Source organism: Burkholderia sp. PAMC 26561 (genome assembly GCF_001557535.2).
Classification (GTDB): domain Bacteria; phylum Pseudomonadota; class Gammaproteobacteria; order Burkholderiales; family Burkholderiaceae; genus Caballeronia.
On the sequence record NZ_CP014311.1, the window covers coordinates 107,982 to 126,781 of the forward strand.

Annotated in this window: 16 protein-coding genes; 12 read left to right on the plus strand and 4 right to left on the minus strand. The window is 55.2% G+C overall.

The window, feature by feature from the left end:
- Positions 1-29: 29 nt before the first annotated feature.
- Entirely contained in the window at positions 30-2,480 is a 2,451-nt protein-coding gene (locus AXG89_RS34060; protein ID WP_082771736.1) for an IPT/TIG domain-containing protein, read from the minus strand.
- 285 nt (positions 2,481-2,765) lie between these two features.
- Here AXG89_RS34060 and AXG89_RS34065 point away from each other — a divergent pair, with 285 nt between their 5' ends.
- From AXG89_RS34065 to AXG89_RS34120, 12 genes are all read left to right on the plus strand, one after another.
- Positions 2,766-3,860: a cytochrome-c peroxidase gene (locus tag AXG89_RS34065; RefSeq protein ID WP_082771737.1), complete on the plus strand. Its 1,095-nt coding sequence runs from the start codon at positions 2,766-2,768 to the stop codon at positions 3,858-3,860.
- A gap of 10 nt (positions 3,861-3,870) precedes the next feature.
- Entirely contained in the window at positions 3,871-4,326 is a 456-nt protein-coding gene (gene gspG, locus AXG89_RS34070) for a type II secretion system major pseudopilin GspG (protein ID WP_062175031.1), read from the plus strand.
- An 11-nt stretch (positions 4,327-4,337) separates the two neighbouring features.
- Positions 4,338-5,528, plus strand: coding sequence for a type II secretion system F family protein (locus AXG89_RS34075; protein ID WP_062175032.1), 1,191 nt, complete (start codon positions 4,338-4,340; stop codon positions 5,526-5,528).
- Positions 5,525-7,210, plus strand: a complete 1,686-nt coding sequence (locus AXG89_RS34080) for a GspE/PulE family protein (protein ID WP_062175033.1) — start codon at positions 5,525-5,527, stop codon at positions 7,208-7,210. The genes AXG89_RS34075 and AXG89_RS34080 overlap by 4 nt, the downstream gene beginning before the upstream one ends.
- A 31-nt stretch (positions 7,211-7,241) precedes the next feature.
- The gene (locus AXG89_RS34085) at positions 7,242-8,513 is read left to right on the plus strand and encodes a hypothetical protein (protein WP_062175034.1); all 1,272 of its coding nucleotides are present in this window, start codon (positions 7,242-7,244) and stop codon (positions 8,511-8,513) included.
- Between the two features lie 3 nt (positions 8,514-8,516).
- Positions 8,517-9,212: a hypothetical protein gene (locus tag AXG89_RS34090; RefSeq protein WP_162916212.1), complete on the plus strand. Its 696-nt coding sequence runs from the start codon at positions 8,517-8,519 to the stop codon at positions 9,210-9,212.
- Positions 9,209-9,718 carry a hypothetical protein gene (locus tag AXG89_RS34095; protein WP_062175036.1) on the plus strand — a complete coding sequence of 170 codons (510 nt, stop codon included), beginning with the start codon at positions 9,209-9,211 and terminating at the stop codon, positions 9,716-9,718. Before AXG89_RS34090 ends, AXG89_RS34095 begins: the two co-directional genes overlap by 4 nt.
- A gap of 176 nt (positions 9,719-9,894) precedes the next feature.
- Positions 9,895-11,976 (plus strand): secretin N-terminal domain-containing protein, encoded by a 2,082-nt coding sequence (locus AXG89_RS34100; protein WP_236873611.1) that lies wholly within the window; start codon positions 9,895-9,897, stop codon positions 11,974-11,976.
- Positions 11,973-12,503 carry a type II secretion system protein gene (locus AXG89_RS34105; RefSeq protein ID WP_082771738.1) on the plus strand — a complete coding sequence of 177 codons (531 nt, stop codon included), beginning with the start codon at positions 11,973-11,975 and terminating at the stop codon, positions 12,501-12,503. The genes AXG89_RS34100 and AXG89_RS34105 overlap by 4 nt, the downstream gene beginning before the upstream one ends.
- Before the next feature lie 4 nt (positions 12,504-12,507).
- Positions 12,508-12,915, plus strand: coding sequence for a type II secretion system protein (locus AXG89_RS34110; protein ID WP_062175087.1), 408 nt, complete (start codon positions 12,508-12,510; stop codon positions 12,913-12,915).
- A 1-nt stretch (position 12,916) separates the two neighbouring features.
- Positions 12,917-13,438, plus strand: a complete 522-nt coding sequence (locus AXG89_RS34115) for a type II secretion system protein (protein ID WP_062175037.1) — start codon at positions 12,917-12,919, stop codon at positions 13,436-13,438.
- 197 nt (positions 13,439-13,635) lie between these two features.
- On the plus strand, positions 13,636-14,610 hold the full coding sequence (locus AXG89_RS34120; protein ID WP_162916213.1) for a hypothetical protein: 975 nt from the start codon (positions 13,636-13,638) through the stop codon (positions 14,608-14,610).
- An 87-nt stretch (positions 14,611-14,697) separates the two neighbouring features.
- On the opposite strand, the gene AXG89_RS34125 is transcribed toward AXG89_RS34120, so the two are convergent.
- The 3 genes from AXG89_RS34125 to AXG89_RS34135 all read right to left on the minus strand — a co-directional run bounded on the left by AXG89_RS34125 (position 14,698) and on the right by AXG89_RS34135 (position 18,739).
- Positions 14,698-15,870 carry a PIN domain-containing protein gene (locus AXG89_RS34125; RefSeq protein WP_442861788.1) on the minus strand — a complete coding sequence of 391 codons (1,173 nt, stop codon included), beginning with the start codon at positions 15,868-15,870 and terminating at the stop codon, positions 14,698-14,700.
- 272 nt (positions 15,871-16,142) lie between these two features.
- Positions 16,143-17,186 carry a UvrD-helicase domain-containing protein gene (locus tag AXG89_RS34130; protein WP_062175040.1) on the minus strand — a complete coding sequence of 348 codons (1,044 nt, stop codon included), beginning with the start codon at positions 17,184-17,186 and terminating at the stop codon, positions 16,143-16,145.
- Entirely contained in the window at positions 17,171-18,739 is a 1,569-nt protein-coding gene (locus AXG89_RS34135; RefSeq protein ID WP_062175041.1) for an ATP-dependent nuclease, read from the minus strand. Before AXG89_RS34135 ends, AXG89_RS34130 begins: the two co-directional genes overlap by 16 nt.
- Positions 18,740-18,800: the final 61 nt, after the last annotated feature.

Consider the following 18,800-nt stretch of genomic DNA (forward strand, 5'->3'; position numbering starts at 1 on the left):
CCGTATACGTTTGGCGAGGCCCAGCACCATCATTTGGTTGCTTTGATTGTTATCTTTCCAGCGGCAGTCGTATTCGGAACGATCTCAAGAACGTACGTTCCGGTTGTCGGGAGGGCAGCCAATGTGTGCGAATCAGACGGGCTATTTGGAAACCACTCGTCGACTTCGGAACCGTCGGGGCCTAGCAAATGGATAAACGTGGAAGGGTCGAGGGTTTGACCAGAGGTAGCAATCGTCACCACATCGCCCGCGTTCGCCGCGAAGGTGTAGTGTCCGGATTGGTGGACGCCTAAAGTCGCGGTGACCGCGGCGCCATTGACCGTCAAGGTGCCAGTCTTATCCGCAGGCACGGTCGTAATTGCAAACGTAGAAGAGCCGGCGCTCGGATCGCCATTGCGCGAGACGTGCAGGTGGTAAGTGCTGCTAGCCGCAAGCGGATTGCCGCTAAAGTCATTTTTGGAACTGCTCGTATCGCAAAAAGCAGTGCTTCCCAGTGAGGTATTGGTCGAATCGTAAAGCTCGGCTATAGCACAACTCGCATAGGAATACGCTGTGGGTTGGATCCACAGCGCTTGGTTCTTTGTGCCGGTAAATGTCACTTGTCCATCTTGATCAAACGCGAGACTCAGCTGTGACGCCGTTCCGTTCACCGTGGCCGTAATCGCTTGGTCCGTCGGCTTGGTTTTGAGCGCGACAGTCATTGCCCCGGCGCTATCGTCGGGCGTGGTGATCGCAACCGAATACGTACCGTTGACCGGAAGGACTGCCAAATCGTCCGCCTCCGGCTCAAACGCATTTAACATTGTTCGCAAAGTTTCGCTTTGATCCGGTGCCGTTACGACCACCTGAAGGCCCGTATCGAAACTCGAATTCGTCGGCATAAAATAGAGCCGTTGACCGGCCGTCCCGCTAAAAGTGAAGGTCCCCGACTGATACTGGCTAAACTGAATAGTTAGTGGGGCTCCGTCGATCGCGAACGTACCGGTAGCGGGCGGCACAACCGAAATCAACTGAATCGTTCCAGAGCTCGTGCCCAGATCAACTGGGCTTAGCCTGAGCGAGTAGGTACCCGAGGACGGAAGCGCGGGTATGTGCAAAATGCTTGTTCCGCTCCAACTCTCGCCCTCGTCCGCAACGACGTTACCTTCTGGGTCCTGCACAAACAACCGTGGCAAACCGGCAGTAGATGAATTTGTGTTTGTGGTCTGGATATCGAACATTTGCCCTGCGTTGCCGTTGAACGAATAGGTGGCACCCCCATCGATCGGCAGGCTAAAGTTGATTGTCGAGCCGTCTGTTGGCAAGGTGCCGGAAATGTCCGTCGGACCTTGCAATAACTGATATTTGATATGGCCTGAACTATTGCCGTTCAGCGCCGCTGTGTAAGTCCCGGTGACTGGCAGACGGTCGGCCGAGAAATTCGTTGTCGACGCGGTCAGTGTGTTTGTCACGACCGACCCAGTGGGCGAATAAACCGTCAAGGTCGCATTCGAAAAAGTATTGCTTGTTCCAGTGAAATACAGCTTCTGGCCTGCCGTGGCATCGAAGATCATTAACGCCGCTTTGGAATACCCCGCCAGGCTCACAGTCTGCGCTGCGGCGGCAGGCTGAACTCTAATTTTTGTCGTGATATTCGCGGGCGTGAAGGCGTTCGGCACAGCATAGAAATCAGTGCTGCTGACCGCCGTCCCGCCCGAGGTCGCCACCGTTATTTTTCCGGATGAGCTTTGCGTCGGCACATTAGCGACGATCGACGATGCTGTCGCGCTATTGATATTCGTCGTGATGTTCCCGAAGCTCACTGTGTCACCGGCCATCGACGGATTGAATCCCGTACCAGTGATCGTCACCGCACCACCAACAGCAGCTGCAGCCGGCGAAAATTTTGTGATCGTCGGTATGGTGCCAGCGGCCACGACATTGAATGCCGTAGGCGCGACGGCCGTGCCATGGCTATTTGTCACCGAAACAGTTCCCGAGCTCGCACCCGGAGGGACCGTCGCCTGGAGGCTGGTTGCACTCGCCGAGGTAACCGTTGCAGATGTCCCGTTGAATTGAACGGTATCGTTCGCCGCGACTGGATCGAATCCACTTCCCTGCAGTGTGACAGTCGAGCCAACCGGCCCCGACTGCGGCGTCATCGCCGTGATCGAGACGGCGGATGCGGCGGAGTTGGAGATCGACAGGATGTTGCCGTCGGGGTCATACGTGTAGGTCGCGAAGGCGCCGTTGGGCATCGTCACTTTGACGAGGCGCCCGTTCGGATCGTAGGAGTACTGAACCTGTGCAAGCGCAGGACGCATCCCGGCGACAAGAAACAGTACTACGGCGCCGAAGGCTAAGCTTCGCAGCCGTGGAGTGTGAATGCCTACCCGCGTTTGCCGGGGTTCGTCACTTGGCTGATCGATACGTTCAGAATTGTTCTTCCGTAATACACGAGCGCGCGAACACACCGCGCGCAGATGGTTTTTCCCCGACATCTGGCCGCCGACAAAGTAGGTCTATGTAATTTTCTCAGCCCGGATGCAGGCGAATTGACGGGAATACTCAAAGAATATGTAATTCTAGACAATAAGGGTAAACACTTATTTAAGTGAATATTGGTTTCCCTGAAAGTCCTGTGTTACTAAATTTTACTCAAAGTTACATTAACCTTCCGTTTTTATTACATTTAATATATTGGAGTGCTCGTGCGTGCGAGCTGGTGGATAACTGTCGCCGTTTTTTGTTTCAGTGCTTCGCGTATTTCAGCTGAAGAGGCGAGAATGCGCACGCTTATTCCGTTAGGCTTGCCCGGAGCTAACTCCGTTATCACGACGAATTTGCATGTTGTCGAGTTAGGGAAAAAGATATTTTTTGACAAATCCCTGAGTGCTGATGGCCAGGTAAATTGCGCAAGTTGCCACGAACCGACCCACGGGTTCTCAGACCAAAGACCGTTATCGGACGGAGTTTTTGAGCGAAAGGGTGAGCGCCATGCGCCGTCAATTGTCAATTCTGCCTTCACCGCGTCACAATTTTGGGATGGAAGAAGTCCGAATTTGGAAGATCAGGCACTTCAGCCCTTCACAACGACAAAAGAATATGGATTGCGCGACATTGATGAGTTACTTACCCGACTTAGATTGAATCCGACATATCAAAAACTCTACCGTAACGCGTTTCCTGGAAAATCTGCAAAAGTTACCGCTTTTGCCGTCGCCAAATCTATTTCAGCTTTCGAGAAAACTTTACTATCAGGAAATTCTGATTTTGACCGTTATACATTCGGAAAGGATTCGACAGCATTAACAACTGCACAAATTCACGGACTCGCCATATTCAACGGCACCGGGAAATGTGCTAGCTGTCATCTAATAGAAAAGAACCATGCGTTATTTACGGACCGTAAGTTTCACAATTCTAGTATTGGCATGGAGCACTTGGGCGATCGCATGTCGTCCGCAGTCGAAGCCGTGTTATCGGCAAATCCTCAGGACGCGGCCGCGATCGGCAAGCTCGTTTTGAGCAGTAGCGATATCGCCGCACTTGGAAGATTCGTGGTCACCAAAGATCCAAAGGACATCGGGAAGTTCAAGACGCCGTCACTGCGAAACGTAGCGATCGGAGGGCCCTATATGCACGATGGTTCCGTCGACACGCTCGCAGAGGCTGTTGATCTCGAAACCTACCAGCGAACGGATGCGAGCGGCCGGCCGATCATTTTGACGCCGGTGGAGCGAATGGATCTGCTGGATTTTCTCACCACGTTGACAGGGCGTGAAGCAACGCTCCCACTGCGTGACGCCGCACTGAGCCAACCTGCTACGGCAAAGACACGCGCAACAACCTCGCAAGCATTAGCCACTTCAGCTCGGTAGCACAGACAACATGAAAGAACACGTCAATTCAACGCTCAATGCCGAGCGTGAACCTACAGCGGCTCGGCAACGTGGGTTCACCTTGCTAGAGCTGCTGGTGGTCATCGTCATCATCGGGTTGCTCGCGTCGTACGTCGGCCCGAAGTATTTCGCCCAGGTCGGCAAATCAAAGGCGACGGTTGCGCGAAGTCAGATCGATGCCTTCAGCAAAGCACTCGATGCCTACCGCATAGACGTCGGCGCCCTTCCCACTCAAGAAGATGGACTCGCCGCGCTCATTACTCGTCCTTCCGCCGCCCCTAGCTGGAACGGCCCCTACCTGAGCAAAGATATTCCACTGGACCCATGGGGACACCCTTATGTGTTTCATATTCCCGGTGCCAAGGGTGAATACGACATCACGTCATACGGCAAGGACGGGCAGCCCGGCGGCACGGGCGAAGACGCCGACGTCGTCGGCCCCTAACTGAGCCGACCATGCACTTCGACGTTCGCGCCGTCACGCCTTCGGGGCAGGTCCATACTATATCGGTGCAAGCACCCGATATGGGTGACGCGCGTCGGCGTCTTGAAACGAGCGGTCACCTCGTACTGGACATCCGGGCGCTCAAGGTTGGGAACGCAAAACAACCGTGGCGGACCAAAAGCAAAATCTCGCTGACCCTTTTCAGCCAGGAATTATTGGCGTTGCTCAATGCCGGGCTGAGCCTACCCGAATGCCTCGAGGGACTCGCTGAAAAAGACGAGGGTCAACGCCAGCTAGTGTTGCGTGCTGTTCACGCTTCGGTGCGAGAGGGGCAACGTCTCTCTGACGCCCTGGCACTGCAACCGGCCACCTTCACCGACTTGTATATTGGTCTTGTTCGGGCAGCAGAAGGCACGAGCAATTTGCCCCACGCGCTCACCCGATTCATCGACTACCAACGCAAAGTGGATCAGATCCGCGGCAAGTTGATTTCCGCATCGATCTATCCTGCAATCCTCGCCTCGGTCGGGACACTCGTAACGGCGTTCCTGATCGGCTACGTAGTGCCGAGCTTCGCCGTCGTTTATCAGGACTCCGGTCAGACGCTCCCTTGGACTTCGCGCATCTTGCTCCAATACGGCGAGTATGTCTCGGCGAACAAGCCGACGATCGGCGCGGTTCTTTTGATTGTGGTCATGGCGCTCATCGTTGCAATCCATAGGGCACGCAAGGGCGCTCTTTTCGGGAGGCTTCTTGCCAAGACACCCTTTGTTGGTCATCACGTAAGACTGTACCGTCTGTCGAGAATTTACAACATGCTGGGCATGCTGCTTGAGGGCGGTATCCCGGTCGTGGCAGCGATTCGCACGGTCGCCACGGCCAACGCGCCGGATGTTGCGACGACACTCGATCTTGCCCGCGAGACCATTGAACAAGGCGGTGTGATGAGTGACGCGTTCCAGGCGAATTCGCTCACGACTGCTATTTCGTTACGCATGCTTCGCGCAGGCGAGCGTTCAGGGCAACTTGGCAACATGCTCTCGAGCGCCGCGCAATTCTACGAAGGCGAAGTGTCGCGTTTTATCGACAGCTTCACGCGATCGTTCGAGCCAATCCTGATGACCATCATCGGTCTGGTCGTCGGTGGAATTGTGGTTTTGCTCTATATGCCGATCTTCGATCTCGCAGGGAGCCTGCAATGACCGCACATTCTGATCTTGTTGCGGCTGGACACGCTCAGGACAATTTTCTGAGCGCTGTGCAACGCGCCCGGATCAGTGGACATGCCAGCATCGAGTCGCTACAGGCCGCACTGGAATTGGACGCGTCGCAACTGGTCGACCGCCTCGGCGCGGTCTTCAAGCTTCGGGTTCTGAACGCCGACTATCTGGAACAAGTGGAGCCCGATTTCACGCGGCTGTCGCTAGCGAGCTGCATCGAGCGCCGGGTTTTGTTGTTTTTTGAAGACGGGCAACTCTATTGTGTCTGCACTGACCCGTTCGATGCAGACCTCAGGCCCTTCGTTGAAGCCACTTACCGATGCGCGATCAGTGTCGCGCTCGCTACACCAGACAATGTGCTTGCCTACTTGTCGCGGTTTGATACCGACACACGTGCGGTCGATGCGGTCGTCGCGGAAGTTCAAGAGGTGTCTGCACTCACTGAATCGGGCATCGAGGAAATCAGCCTCGCCGCAGTGAATGACGCCAATAGCGCGGCTGTGCGCATTTTGACCTCGACCCTATACGACGCCCTGAAATTCGGTGCATCGGATATTCACCTGGAGTGCATCGCCGCTGGGCTCGCGATCAAATTTCGCATTGACGGTGTGCTCGACCCAGCGAAAACGATCAGCGGCTCACGCTTGGCGGAACAGGTCGTCTCGCGATTAAAGGTGCTGGCGGAGCTCGACATCGCCGAGCGGCGCGTCCCGCAGGACGGAAGCTTTCGCATTACTTCCGGCGGCCGGCAAATCGACCTGCGCGTGTCGATTATGCCAAGCCACCACGGTGAGGATGCCGTCATTCGCGTGCTCGACAAGAAATCCATGCTCGACAGTTCAGGATCGCTGTCAATGAGCTCATTGGGATTCGATCCCGCGGATATCAATGCATTGCGCCAACTTGCCGTTGCCCCCTACGGAATGTTGTTGGTGACCGGTCCCACCGGGTCCGGCAAAACCACAACGCTTTATGCGGCGCTCAGCGAAATCAATGACGGCCGGGACAAGATCATCACCATTGAGGATCCGATCGAATATCAGTTGAACGGCGTGTTGCAGATCCCGGTGAACGATAAAAAGGGGCTGACGTTCGCACGCGGGCTGCGCTCCATCTTGCGACACGACCCCGACAAGATCATGGTCGGAGAAATTCGGGACCGTGAAACCGCTGAGATCGCCATTCAGTCAGCTCTTACAGGGCATCTGGTGCTCACCACCGTCCACGCGAACAGTAGTTTCGATGTGTTCAGCCGCTTTACGCACATGGGCGTGGATATCTACGCCTTTTTATCGGCGCTTAACGGGATCAGCGCTCAACGGCTGATCCGGTTGATCTGTGTGCATTGCGCGCAATCTTACGAGCCGAGCGAAGCCGACCAAAGGACCTGGGCTCCTGTCGATCTGTCGGGCGCCACGCTCAAGCATGGCAAGGGATGCGCGCAATGCCGGCAGACTGGTTTTAAAGGGCGGCGCTCGATCGCCGAAGTGCTTGTTATGACCGACGCATTGCGCGAATTGATCCTGAACAAAGCCTCCCTGACTGCCATCAAGACGCTCGCCCGGGCGTCGGGCACGCGCAGCTTGCGCGAAGCCGCCGTAGCACTGGCGTGCGCTGGGCACACCACGTTAAGCGAGGTCAAGCGTGTCACGATGGCAGACTAAGCGATACACGTTGAGGATCGGTGCCGAGCGCATGGTGCTCGAGCGCAACTCATCGTTCATGACGCGCAAAAACGCATTTACAGAGCTTCCTTGCGACTGGCGCATGGACACTGCTGACATCCTCGCCATTGCTCGCCGGCTCGTTGAACCTGTTTCGTCGAGAGGCGCCGCGCTCGACGTAGTACTAGACAGCCCCCATTTACGTGCATTCACCGTGGATGTTCCCAAAAGTGTCAAACGATTATCCGACATTATCACGCTTGCCCGCGCACGTTTTAGTCGTCTTTACAACGAGCATGACAGCGCGTGGCTTGTGGTGCCCAATTTCTCGCCGAACAGCCGGCTGCCCGTATTTGCCATCAAGCGCGAGTTGATGGACGCGTTGTTACATTTGTCAAAAGAAGGAGGATGCAAACTCGCATCGGTCTCCCCTGCTCTGACGTGGGCAGCCAGGTGGATCGCTCCTCTCGCGTCTAAAGAGAGCCAATGGTTGGTGTCTTATAGCGCCTCTAGCGCTACCGCGGTGCTGCTCGATCGACACCACCCCGTCGTGCATCAGGAATTTCTCCCGGATCACGTGGACCCACGATCGTTCCTCACCGAATCCGTGCTCGCTCGGTTGAACATGGCAAGCCACGCAACGGTGGGTTCCACGCCCTATCTGGTCGACGAAGCGCGAGCGATCTCGCTGGCGGCCCTGAAAGTGAAAGATGGTGGGAAGCTTGCAGGAAAGCGGCTCGCATTAAGAAGAGACCCCTCCCGGGCGACGCTCGGGCGCCTCAGCCGCTTTGATTTCCTGCAGACCGAACATCCACGCGCTAAATTGCCCGCCATCGGTGTCGCCCTCGCCCTCCTCTGCGCCCTCCCGCTCGTCTGGGGCGCGAAAGAGTTCGCCGTCACACAAGCAACGATCGCACAAGTGGATGCGCAACATACGAGAATTGCCCAACAAGCGCATTTAACCAGCCGGCGACCGCCGACAGCGCAAGCACCTACGTCGCGCCAGATCGACGCGATCAATCGCGCGGTCGCATCGCTGAATTTGCCCTGGGATGAACTGCTGCACGGCGTCGCGCTCGCCTCCAAAGGCGACGTCGCAATTCTCTCTCTGCGTCCGAATGCGGCCAGCAATGAGATCACCGGGGTCGCCGAGGCGGCCAATGTCGGCAATATGCTCGACTTCGTCAACCGTCTTCGTTTGCAGGCACCTTTTGCCAACGCCTATCTCACCGCGCATGAAGTGGTTGATCGCGACCCCGCGAAACCGATGCGATTCGAGTTTCGTGCGAAGTGGACGAGCTGAGCTATGAGCAGGAAAAAAAACGGGCGAGACGATATGTGGCGAAATCTGACCCTCCACGCAAAAATAACCGTTCTACGCATCGGCTGGCCCGTTATCGGAGGCGCTTTTGCGCTCTTGGTCTGTTCACTCGGATCTTTACTTGTCTATCTGGCCGGTGAGTCGTCCGTCGCCTCGGCCCGAGCCGAACTCGTTGTGTACCGGAATCAGGCATCCACCGTGCGCCGCGCGCGCGTCGATTTGGACCCTGTCGACCGTAATGGGCTCGCGTTTTACGCGGTGTTAAGCAACACAGGTTTGATCGAGCCGCGATTAGCGACGCTGTTTGACCAAAGCTCGAAGAACGGTCTAATCGTCAAGAAGGCATCCTACGAAACGCAGTGGATCAAAGACGGCGGCTTTGGCCAGTACACGATTGTCTGCCCGGTCGAGGGGACCTATTCGGCAATCCACAGGTTTATCCGGCAGGCGCTGTCCGATATTCCCAACCTGTCGCTCGACGATATTGAATTTAAGCGCAATAACGTAGCTTCTTCTGTCGTCGAGGCGAAGCTGCACCTGACGCTCTATGTGAACGACAAGCCAGCCGACCGGGTCGTGACAGCACAATCAGCGCCAAGCACGCAAGCAGCGGCGCTTGCGATGGCCAATGTTACCAACGTGACCCTGGATCTTCCGCCGTTGCCTGAGGGGCTTCGATGAATAAGCGTCGCACACTGCTGCTCGTGCTGTCCGGCCTGACCCTGGTGTCGGTTATCTGGACCGCGACGCGTTCCGACAATACCGAGAGTGCGACGGTGCAACCCGTACGCAAAAGTGCAGCGATTTCGGGTGAGCATCGTTCAACCGACATAGCCAAGCCGAGCGTGAAACCATTGAGATCACGCCTCATTGATCAAGGGGCTTCGGCAACCAGTCTTGCAGAAGAAGACGACATGTTCCGGCCGACATCTTGGGCGCCACCGGTGTCGCTCGTTCCACCCCTTCCCCCTGCGCTTGCGGAGAAGCCCGCCGGCCCGTTCACTTACGTCGGCAAAATGACAACGCCAACGGGTTGGAAAGTCTTCCTATCGAAGGACGGCGAGACATTCGTCGTTTCCGCCGGTGACACGATCCTCAACGATTACAAGATCGACAGCATCGCACTGCCCACCATTACCATTAGCAATAGGCCTCTACACCTGGTGCAGACGCTGCAAATTGACTGAAACCGATGAAACTCAGAATCGCCTGCATTGTTACTTTGATCCTGTTGAACGCCTGCACAACGGCAAACCCTGCGTTCCAGGACGCTCAAACGCTACGTGCGCAAGGCCGTACCGAAGAGAGCCTTGCGAAGTTTGCCCAGGCGCGCCAACTCGACCCGAACAACGCGCAGATCCGCATGGCATACGAGACGTACCGCGAGCAGGCAATTACCCAGTTTCTCAACGATGCGAACGATGCGCTCCTCAAATCTAACTTTGCGCAGGCGACACTGATCTATCAACGTATTCTGGCGACCGACCCGGGAAATCGGCGTGCGCTTGATGGTCTGCGTCGCGTGCAGCGCGCGCCGGTCGATGGCCAACTGTTACATGCTGCGGAAAACGCGCTTGCCGCGAAAGACGACGAAGGCGCCCGACAGCAACTGCGCATGATCCTCGCTGAAGAGCCCGATCACGCCCGCGCCCGCGAGCTACTTGGCCTCATCGAGACACGCACGCAAAGCCCAACCAACAGCCCGGAGCTTGCCGAGGCTTATCGGCGCACGATCTCGATCGACTTCAGCGAAGCCAGCATCAAGCAGGTGTTTGAAGTTTTGTCGAAAACGTCGGGCCTGAATTTTGTCTTCGACAAGGACGTGCACCTTGACCAGAAGGTCACCGTCTATTTGCGAAAGACATCGATCAAGGATGCAATCAACACGGTCTTGTTGACCGGTCAGCTCGCTCAGCGCGTGCTCGACAAAAGCACCGTGCTTATTTATCCTGACACGACCGCGAAGCAAAAGGATTATCAGCCGCTCACGGTAAGGTCGTTCTTTCTGGCCAATGCGGAAGCGGAGGATGTCGCCGCGAGCCTCAAAACGCTTTTGAAAACGCGCGACATCGTGGTCGACAAAAAACAGAACATGGTCCTCATGCGCGATACGCCAGAGGCGATCAGCCTCGCCGAACGGATCGTGGCCCTGCACGACCTACCCGAGCCGGAAGTCATGCTCGAGGTCGAGGTACTTGAAGTCAATCGTGACCGACTGACGAATCTAGGGATCACCTTCCCCGATCAGTTGTCGCTCGTCCCGCTCCCCGCAGGCACAGCGCTTACTCTTGCCGACGTGTTGCACGCCCGGCAGGCGACGACTGGCGCTACGATCTCGCCGCTGGTCATCAACGCAAAGGGAACCGGCAACGATGCAAATTTGTTGGCCAATCCCCGAATTCGAGCGCGCAATAAAGAAACGGCAAAAATCCTAATTGGCGATAAGGTCCCCAATATCACCTCGACGTCGACGACCACTGGGTTCGTGGCTGAAAACATTCAGTATCTTGACGTGGGTCTCAAGCTCGAAGTGACACCAACGATATCGATAAACGACGAAATTGCGATCAAGATATCGCTCGAGGTCAGCACCATCGCAAATCAGGTAACCACGACCTCGGGATCCCTCGCCTACACGATCGGCACGCGCAGCGCGTCCACCGTCCTTCGTCTGCGCGATGGTGAAAACCAAATTCTGGCCGGGCTGATCGACGACGAGCGCACACGCACCTCGAATCATATTCCTGGTCTCGGGAACATCCCGGTGTTGGGACGCCTGTTCGGCACCGATCAAAATGAAAAGAAGAATGACGAAATTGTCCTGTCGATCACGCCGCGCCTGATTCGCAACAAGCCGCGCATGCAGCTGCAAACGATGGAATTCCAATCCGGGACTGAATCGAGTCTTCGTGACATGAGCATCCACTCGAACAATTCAAGCGATGACGATCACCCAAGCGCACCTGGGAACGGATCGCCAAAAGTAAACGCGGCGCCCGATACTAACCCCAACCAGACAGACGGCTTGCAATGGCGCGGTCCCCTTCAGGTTAAGACAGGCGACACGTTTCGGGTGGACCTCGATATGAAGCCCACGCAGCCGCTCGCTAGTCTGCCGATGGTGATTGGATACGATCCGAAGCAAGTCGAGGTGCTGGATGTCAAGGAAGGGCCGTTCCTGTCACAAGGCGGGGTTGCGACGTTATTCACGCAACGGGTTGACCGCAGTGTGGGTCAAATTTATGTGACCGACGCGCGGAACAGCGACCTGAAGGCGGCGACGGGCGCAACCGCTACAGCAACCGCCCTATCGCTCACATTCAAGGCCCTTTCCGCGTCGGCCTCTGCGCAAATCCGGGTTATCAGTGCGGCTGGTGCGACGCCCGACGGCACCGCGGTCAATCTTCAGTTGCCCGCGCCCCAATCGGTGCTCATCAGCCCATGACGACCATGCGCAGCCTTTCTTCTTCTCGGGTGCAACGCCGTCCTTCGCCCGCGGTGCAGCGCGCGAGGGGCTTTACACTCATCGAGCTCGTTATAACGCTCGGTATTCTGGCGGTGCTGGCAAGCGCCGTTCTCCCCGTCGTTCAACGCGAGATTCAACGTCATAAGGAGACGCAGTTAAACGACGCGCTTAAGGAGATTAGAGCCGCGATCGACGCTTATAAGCTCGCCGGGGATGATGGCCGGTTCGTTAGACCGGCCCAAGGTACAGGTTATCCCGCGAACCTGCAGGTGCTTGTGGACGGCGTCGAAGATGCGCATGACCCGAACAAAGCGAAAATCTTTTTTCTGCGTCGGATTCCACGCGACCCGATGAACAATGAGGGTGCGCTGGCCAACGATCAGACGTGGATAACACGTTCATACGCAAGCGAGGCGTCCGATCCTCAATCTGGTGACGATGTCTATGACGTCGCTTCTCGATCGACCAGGAAGGGGCTTAATGGCATCCCCTATGCGAAGTGGTGAGGTCATGACCAAGCCCCGTCGAGTGTGCCATGCGTGGCGTCAACAACGCAGTAAGGGCTTTACGCTCATTGAACTGTTGGTGGTGCTCGCGATCATCGCGGTCCTGCTGACTTTGTCGGTCCCGAACTATTTTCATACCATCGACCGATCCCGCGACGCCGTCTTGCGGGAAAATCTCAAGACGACTCGAGACACCATCGACAAATTCTATGGCGATACGGGGCGCTACCCCGACACCCTTCAGGAACTAGTCGACAAACGATACTTGAGGACGTTGCCGGTCGACCCAGTTGCACGCTCGTCGAACTGGTCGCTGATCGCGCCACAGGACCCCGATAAAGGCCTTATCTATGACCTGAAAAGCACCGCTCCCGGCACGGCTGCAGATGGCACTAGCTACGGAGAGTGGTGAAATGGCCTTTTCACGCAGACCCCGCCCATCTCGACAAGCTGGCTTTACATACGTCGGCACCTTGATCTTGATTGCCATACTTGCGATCACAGTGTCGGCGCAACTTATTCTTGGCGCGGCCCAACATCGGCGGTGGGTCGACCAGGAACTTCTCTACCGGGGTGATCTCTATCGTCAAGCACTGCAAGGGTACTATCTAGCGACGCCACCCGGCCAGCCGCGCTATCCCAATTCACTTTCGGACCTGTTGCGGGACCCGCGGTACCCGGGGATAAAAAGATACCTTCGCACGCTGTACGCCGACCCCGCCGCGCCGGATACGCCGTGGGACCTGATCACGGCGCCGGAAGGGGGAATACTGGGTGTGCGCAGCTCTTCCAACGCCAAGCCGATCAAGCGGGCTAACTTCCCGGAAATCTATCAAAGCTTTGAAAATAAAGAGACGTATCGCGACTGGGCTTTCCTATTCATGCCAGCATCAGCGGGCGGCATCGCTGCTCCCTTGCAAATACCATCTCAATGAAATTGCGTTCGCGGCTCAACCCTGGGACAAGTGAATGACCTGCCCCTTTCGGGAGGAATCTTGCATCCAAGGCGCCGTGGGCCGAGCCAAACCGCTCACCGGCGTGTAGTCAACACGCTAGAGCGGGCGTCAGTAACAACTGGACCTTGCTCCACTACGCTGCCGATCCGCAGGCAGACGTTAAGGAAAATCAAAGAATGAAAAAAAACGCAAGATTGAAATTTGCTAAGGCGCTCCACAAACGCCCACAATCAACTAGCCTTAGAGTTTGGCTCTCCAGTCATGCACTTGAATGCATTGCACTATCAATTCCATTGATTACGGGCTTGTGCTATGGCGTCGGCCGGTCTGTAAATGAGGGTTGGAATGAGGTTGCCGCTGTACCGATGTTCATCTTCAAAGCAGATGTGTATGAGACAATTTTGGCCGGCATTAATCAAAGTGATCTTTGGCGACTGCTTTTGATTATCGCAAGTGTCTCGGGCTCATACTTATGGCTGATCGTAGTCGCAGGTAATGCGTGGACAAAAAAATTCGGCGGACTTCGCGCTAAGAAAAGACGATTTGAATATTGCGACGACATAGGACTTCGAAATCGCTTCGCACAGGCGGCTCGGAAGCAGCAGGACATAATTGAAACGCGGGCCCAAGCGCGTGCGCGATGGAACATCTTGGGAAAGCGGGGTTCGATAAGACTCCGCAACGAGCGCCGGCTATCGAAATCGCCTGCGATATTTAAGAATACTGCGATCAATAGGGTGCTAGCCTCAATTCTTCTGACATCAGTCTCCGTGCTCGGATCTTATTTTCTGGTCGAGCAGATCCTTTTCAAGACTGCTCGGGCAAATGGAGCCCGACAATTCGTTTCGATCTACGTTGCGGTTACAGGTACGATACCGATGCAGTATGTGATGACGCAGGATACTCGGGAAGAACTGCGAATTTATGCCTGCCAAGGCAAGCAACAATTGTCTCGCTATAGAGCCGTCCGGTTGCCCTCGCCCGAAAACGGATCTACTACTTTGAGCTACTACGTGATCGAGGGAGATAGCAACACTTTTTTGCTACTAGGAAAGGACGGCTCCGAAATTCGCTCATTCGGCGACTCTCCCTTTTCGCTCCACGAGACGAACGAGCGCCCACTCGCCGCGATTGCAAAAGACTGCTTCTAACTTTTGATTTCCACTGGAAACTGCCCCCCTGGGGGTACGGCTAAAATCTTGTCCACTCCCAACATCAACGGACTAAAAACAGCACCGTCAGATTTGCTTCAATTGGCCTGACTTAGCTGCCTCATTGATTCGATACATAGGTCCGACGCAACAGTACACGGGAGCAACGTTGAGCGAACGCGAAGCAAGCTCATCCACTGTTTGCTCCGTCGCCAGACGGCGAGCTTTGAATATCGATGCTGAGAGAAAGCGCCGCCAAAGAGCTTGGTCTTCGGCAATCTTTGGTGCCTCCATGGGATGTGCTTGCTCCGGCTGAAAGCCCGTTTTCACAATCTGGGCAACGCCCAGCTCCAGTGAAACGTGAACGAGGTTAGCGTTTGCGTCCCTGCGGGCAAAGAGAACAGGCACGAAGGTTTCGATAATTCGACGTAACGCAGAGAGCGTTGCGCCGGCCACCGCAGTACGATTGAGCGACTCGCCGACGAACAACACAGCGCTTCTCCAATCGACAGCGGGGTTAGCCATATGTTTCAGTAACGCACGCATCGCAAAATGTTGGAAGTCCATCGGCTGTGATAGAAGCCAAACGAAATCCATCGCATTGATTGCAACGTGCGAACGACGCTTGATAAGGCTCGTAAATACGAGCTGCGCATACTCGCCCGTTGAGCACAGGCCCGCGTTACCTGCAGCAGCGACGAATACCTGCGGCCAAACGCCTTTGATGCCGCCGACGGCATTCGCGAGCTCCCGAAGACGGCCGTCCAACGTAAGGAAGACAGCATTCTTCTCCAGGGTAAGAAGGAGTGCATCGTATGATTCTTCGTCGATCAATTCGCGGAATTTAAGAAGATCGAGGGGCGGGTCCTCCACTCCGTAGACGGGAACAACTTGGCAGTATTTGTCGACGCACTCGCGCAGGCGATGGAGATACGCGCGTCGCCTCTCGTGATAGGCATCGTCGAGTTCAGTCAGAACAATACGGCCGTCTTGCTCCGCCATATTCGCTGTGCTCTTGTTGCCTTCTTCCTCCGAAATAAGGTTGTCGAGAACGCCTGATGACGAGGCGGCCAGATATACAGCGGGACTGTAGGCTAGTACCTTCTCAAGACCCGTCGCCACCAGCTCGTTCACAGTCGCAAGATCGACTACCAAAGTATGGCCTCTATATTTCAGATGAGTCTCAGCCTCCGTAGAGCGTATTAAAACTGCCAACGTTGCGAGAATATATGTGTCAACTCGCGACCAAACGGCGACCACGTTCCGGCCCAGCCTTACTGGGCAAGGGTTTCCAGACGCGAAATAATTGTGTCACTGGCGAAGGGCGGTCCGGCGGTAGCGGAGGCCGGCAGTAAGGTCCCAGCCCGGCCAGGAAGAGTCATTCGTCGCGGCCCACGTTTGGACATTCGTGTGTCGCCTCCGCACCCTGGACCGGCCACTCGAATAGCAAAATAGGCAATCTGCAACAGTATCTCCGACGGCGGGTACTCGCACCTCTATGAGCAAGCTGTTTATCGCGATTAGTGCGCCGACTACTTAGCTCGCTTACGTTTGTGTTGCTTCAAGAATGCATCGGGAACGAAGGTCAAATTGCCGCGTGCTCGTGAGCATGCGACATAGAGTTTGTTGCGAGTCTCTGGGTTGAGGGTTGCCAACGCTCCAGCCTTCCAGGCATCGAGTGCGGCAGGGTGCAGCACCACACATACGTCCTGGTAGTGATCGAGACCTTTCGAAGCCCCCCAGTTCTGCGAGTAGCAGCCATATTTGTAATGCTCCTGTAGAAAGAGCTTTACGATTTCGGGCGATTGATAGATTTCCTGCACAACCACATGATCCTCGACCAATCTGACTTCAGTGAGCGCATCCGAGTGAGACTTGATCTGAATTCCAATCTGCTCAGTAATGAAATCACAGACTGACTTGCTACATCTCCGACTTTTTATCAGCGATACGAGATCCAAGTCCATCTTTGCCGCTTTGAAGCGCGCTTTGTACTTCTCATAGTCGGCGTGAAGGTTGATGTTCACCGCGCCATCGCGGCTCGTATCGTATGTATGCTGAAAAAAGTCACCCACAAACATGCACTCGACCTCGCTCCGGCAAAGTGACATCAGCAGATTGAAATCATGTCCAGCAAAGTCCTGGACCTCGTCGACGAAGAAGGCATCGAAGTATTTCTCGATTCGCGCTATCACATCGTTGACCGTGTCAGTTTGCTCCACATATTTTGCGAGTCGATGATGGTATAGCCAGCGCCCCTTTGTCATATAGCGGCGGTCATCGCCAAGCCCAAATTTCGGCCCCTTTTCTAAAGGCCGCTCATACGTCATCCCTTTCGTTCGCTTCTCGCTCAGCAAGAACGGTCGATAGCAGAACGAATGCAAAAATGTGAAGTATGTGTAAAGGACGATGTTCGCTGGAAAATGTCCGAACTTTTGGATGATTCGGGTCCGCAGATTGTCCCGGTTTGCTTCAGTGTAGGTAACAATCAAGACGCGTCGGACCTTATCCAATCGCTCGACAATCCTGTATGTTTTTCCCGAGCCGGCGACGGCGAAGATCACTGTTTTATCCACGCCACCGCCTCCTGAATGTAGGCCGGCGCGACCAGCACATCTGCCTTCTTATCCAGAAGCTGGAACGCCGCTTCTGCCTTATTGTCTAGCATGTATTGCTGAACGGTGAGCTTCTTCCTTCCCGCGGCAAACAGGTCTTCGCAAGCGACTGTGTTGTCCTCGCACATGCAAATTTCGAAGGTGGATCGCGTATCGTCCGGGTCGGAAAATATTTTGATCGTGGGCTCGTTGTAGTTGGCGTAGTTGTCAACGCAGGTCTTCTGATATGCCCCGTCGTTGTCACGGATCGCCGCCACCCTGATCTTCAGAATCTTGGCGAGATCGAAATAGCGTTTGAAGCTGGTACCATCAACCGAGATGACGTGCACACCGTCCTTGTCTAGTGAGCCTCCGTCCGCGTGCTTCTTGTACAGAGTCTCCATCAGGATGAATTCTGCGTCTCCCTCGACAAGAATTGCCTTCTTGCACAGGGCGAGCTCAAGCACGTTATTGTCCGGGGCCTTCATGAAAAACGACGCGGTGTCCGTAGGCAGCCCCTTCAACGACGTGGGACTTCCCGGATCAGTCTCGCTGAGAATGATTGCCTTACGCAGGTTCAAGCGCGTGCAGATCATGCTGCTATGCGTAGCGACGAAGATTTGCTTCTTTGTCGCATGGCTGATCCGATCGATGAGCTTCCGTGTATGGACGTAGCTAAGGTGGTTCTCAGGCTCCTCCAAGAGGACAACATCCAATGTGTGCTCTCGGTCCCGCAACGCGAATTCAATTTTGATGAAGCACTGGCGCCCCTTCCCCTTACTGTCAATGGGAATATCGCCTTCGGTAATCATGATGTCCGTTTCGATGCTCGCTCTTGGGCTGCTTCTGACACCGAACTTGTAGTCTGGCAACTTACCGTTCACGTCGATCAGCACGTCGTCGCGAAACTTCGTTTTGGCGTTCCGATACTCCAACCCGTGACGATTTCGCTCGAGCACCGAGGCATTCGCCAGATACATTGATCTCGTGTATTCGCGCGTCGCGTATTCATTGTTGATCAGAGAACTGTCGATCAACAGATGCTTGAGTGGCTTCTTGTAGGGATGGACAGGATACCCTCCGAAGGTCAGAAAGCGAATGGCATAGTACTCGAACGGAAAGCTGGAATTGGGATCCTTCAGGATCTCCCCGATATGCTCGGTGTACTCCTCTACAGGCTCACAGATGAGCCGAATCCCGTCAGTAGCGACGTCGCGTTTGTCGTGATTTTTCCCGTTTAACTCGAGGTCGGTGAACCCTTCGAGGTGGGCTTCTATGAACATCGTGGGAAGTTTCTCGATCTGACGTTTGCCGCGCATGAACTCTTCAATGCAAGCTGCATTGAACAAAGACTCCAAACCAATGCTCTCTACCTTACTGCGGCTTGTGCTCATCACAAAATCGAGTGCTTGCAACACCGAACTTTTCCCGGCTTCGTTCCCGCCGATCAGAATATTTAAATCAGCGTCAAATTCAATCTCGAGCGTCTTGTAGCGTTTGAAGTTTTTGAGGATTAGCTTTTTGATGACCTTCATTCCCCGTGCCTTTCGTTCGTGTGATTGTTACCTTGATCGCGCTTAGCCTGCTCGGTCGTCG

Coding starts and splice junctions, on each gene's coding strand:
- AXG89_RS34085 (WP_062175034.1), top strand. CDS start 7,242: ATGGTGCTCGAGCGCAACTCATCGTTCATGACGCGCAAAAACGCATTT.
- AXG89_RS34065 (WP_082771737.1), top strand. CDS start 2,766: ATGCGCACGCTTATTCCGTTAGGCTTGCCCGGAGCTAACTCCGTTATC.
- AXG89_RS34105 (WP_082771738.1), top strand. CDS start 11,973: ATGACGACCATGCGCAGCCTTTCTTCTTCTCGGGTGCAACGCCGTCCT.
- AXG89_RS34095 (WP_062175036.1), top strand. CDS start 9,209: ATGAATAAGCGTCGCACACTGCTGCTCGTGCTGTCCGGCCTGACCCTG.
- AXG89_RS34090 (WP_162916212.1), top strand. CDS start 8,517: ATGAGCAGGAAAAAAAACGGGCGAGACGATATGTGGCGAAATCTGACC.
- AXG89_RS34080 (WP_062175033.1), top strand. CDS start 5,525: ATGACCGCACATTCTGATCTTGTTGCGGCTGGACACGCTCAGGACAAT.
- AXG89_RS34100 (WP_236873611.1), top strand. CDS start 9,895: ATGGCATACGAGACGTACCGCGAGCAGGCAATTACCCAGTTTCTCAAC.
- AXG89_RS34120 (WP_162916213.1), top strand. CDS start 13,636: ATGAAAAAAAACGCAAGATTGAAATTTGCTAAGGCGCTCCACAAACGC.
- AXG89_RS34075 (WP_062175032.1), top strand. CDS start 4,338: ATGCACTTCGACGTTCGCGCCGTCACGCCTTCGGGGCAGGTCCATACT.
- AXG89_RS34115 (WP_062175037.1), top strand. CDS start 12,917: ATGGCCTTTTCACGCAGACCCCGCCCATCTCGACAAGCTGGCTTTACA.
- gspG (WP_062175031.1), top strand. CDS start 3,871: ATGAAAGAACACGTCAATTCAACGCTCAATGCCGAGCGTGAACCTACA.
- AXG89_RS34060 (WP_082771736.1), bottom strand. CDS start 2,480: ATGTCGGGGAAAAACCATCTGCGCGCGGTGTGTTCGCGCGCTCGTGTA.
- AXG89_RS34110 (WP_062175087.1), top strand. CDS start 12,508: ATGACCAAGCCCCGTCGAGTGTGCCATGCGTGGCGTCAACAACGCAGT.
- AXG89_RS34135 (WP_062175041.1), bottom strand. CDS start 18,739: ATGAAGGTCATCAAAAAGCTAATCCTCAAAAACTTCAAACGCTACAAG.